The organism is Faecalibacterium sp. An192 (assembly GCF_002160175.1).
Lineage (GTDB): Bacteria > Bacillota > Clostridia > Oscillospirales > Ruminococcaceae > Faecalibacterium.
The window spans coordinates 1-1,847 of record NZ_NFKB01000119.1 but is presented as its reverse complement, the minus strand read 5'-3'; the positions used below and the strand labels follow the sequence as shown (position 1 = coordinate 1,847).

Sequence of the window (1,847 nt, the reverse complement as noted above, 5' to 3'; positions counted from 1 at the left end):
GCTCCGGCCCCGGCTCCCGCCCCCGCTGCTCCTGCCGCACCCGCCGGCCCCGCCGGTACTGTGGCCGTCAAGGCTCCCATGCCCGGCAACATCCTGGATACCCGCGTCAAGCCGGGTGATTCGGTCAAGGCCGGCGACACCCTGGTGGTGCTGGAAGCCATGAAGATGGAGAACGAGATCGTGGCGCCCCAGGACGGCACCGTCGCCACCGTGGACGTCAAGCGCGGCGACGTGGTCAACTCCGGCGATATGCTGGTCACGCTGAACTGATTAGGGGAGGGTGGACATTATGGCGAAAAAGCCGATCAAAATCACCGAGGTGGTCCTGCGCGACGCACACCAGTCCCTGCTGGCCACCCGGATGACCATGGACGAGATGCGTCCCATCCTGCCGGAAATGGACAAGATCAACTATTTCTCGGTGGAATGCTGGGGCGGCGCAACCTTTGACAGCTGCATCCGGTTCCTGGATGAGGACCCCTGGGAGCGGCTGCGGATTCTCCGCAAAGAGCTGCCCCACCAGAAGCTGCAGATGCTGTTCCGCGGCCAGAACATGCTGGGCTACCGCCCCTACGCCGACGACGCGGTGGAGTACTTTGTCCAGAAGTCGGTGGCCAACGGCATCGACGTCATCCGCATCTTTGACGCTCTGAACGATCCCCGCAACCTCCAGACCGCCATCAAGGCCGCCAACAAGGAGGGCGCCCACGTCCAGGGCTGCATCAGCTACACTCTGAGCCCCGTCCACACCAACGAGGCCTTTGCCAAGTACGCCAAGACCCTGGAGGAGATGGGCGCAGACTCCATCTGCATCAAGGATATGGCCGGCCTGCTGACCCCCTTCACCTGCGCCGAGCTGGTGAAAGAGCTGAAGGCCACCGTCAAGATCCCCGTGGATATCCACAGCCACTACACCGCCGGCCTGGCCTCCATGTCCATCCTGAAGGGCATTGAGGCAGGCGCCGACATTGTGGATACCGCCATGAGCCCCCTGGCCCTGGGCACCAGCCATATGCCCACCGAGAGCCTGGTGGCCGCCCTGAAGGGCACCGACTACGACACCGGCCTGGACCTGAACCAGCTGAACGTAGTCCGCGATTATTTCGCCAAGCTGCGTGAAAAGTACATTGCCAACGGCCAGATCAGCCCCAAGAGCCTGGGCGTGGACGCCAACACCCTGCTGTACCAGGTGCCGGGCGGCATGTTCTCCAACATGCTCAAGCAGCTGAAGGACGCCGGCAAAGAGGACAAGCTGGACGAAGTGCTGGCCGAGATTCCCCGCGTCCGTGAGGACGCCGGTTATCCGCCGCTGGTCACCCCCACCAGCCAGATCGTGGGCACCCAGGCGGTGTTCAACGTGATTCTGGGCGAGCGGTACAAGATGGTGACCAAGGAGTTCAAGGGCCTGGTCCATGGCGACTACGGCAAGACCCCGGCTCCCATTTCGGCCGAGTTCACCAAGAAGATCCTGGGCGACGAGCAGCCCATCACCTGCCGTTTTGCCGATACCCTGGAGCCCGAAATGGACAAGCTGAAGGCCGAGGCCGCCAAGTGGTCCATCCAGGAGGAGGACGCCCTGACCTATGCCATGTTCCCGCAGGTTGCGCCCAAGTTCTTCGACAAGCGCAACGCCAAACTGCAGGGCGTGGACGCCGATCACGCTGACTACGTCAATAAGTCGCACCCGGTTTGAGCTTAGTCGCTCACCGTGAACGGCCTGTGTCTTTCAGGCCTTGATTCGCTGCGCTGGGCCCAGAGGGGGAGGGAGGGGGTTTCGACTCCCCCTCCCTACCCCCTCTGGACTCCCTACCCTCCCTAACGACCAGGGGAGACCCCTGGACCCAGAC

The 1,847-nt window shown here is 63.2% G+C and carries 2 protein-coding genes; both read left to right on the top strand.

What is annotated here, in order from left to right; all coding sequences use genetic code 11:
- On the top strand, window positions 1-270 hold a 270-nt coding region (locus B5F27_RS16135), incomplete at its 5' end, for a biotin/lipoyl-containing protein (RefSeq protein ID WP_087369056.1).
- 19 nt (window positions 271-289) lie between these two features.
- A complete protein-coding gene (locus B5F27_RS16130) occupies window positions 290-1,693 on the top strand; it encodes an oxaloacetate decarboxylase subunit alpha (RefSeq protein WP_087248951.1) in 1,404 nt (467 codons plus the stop codon).
- Window positions 1,694-1,847: the final 154 nt, after the last annotated feature.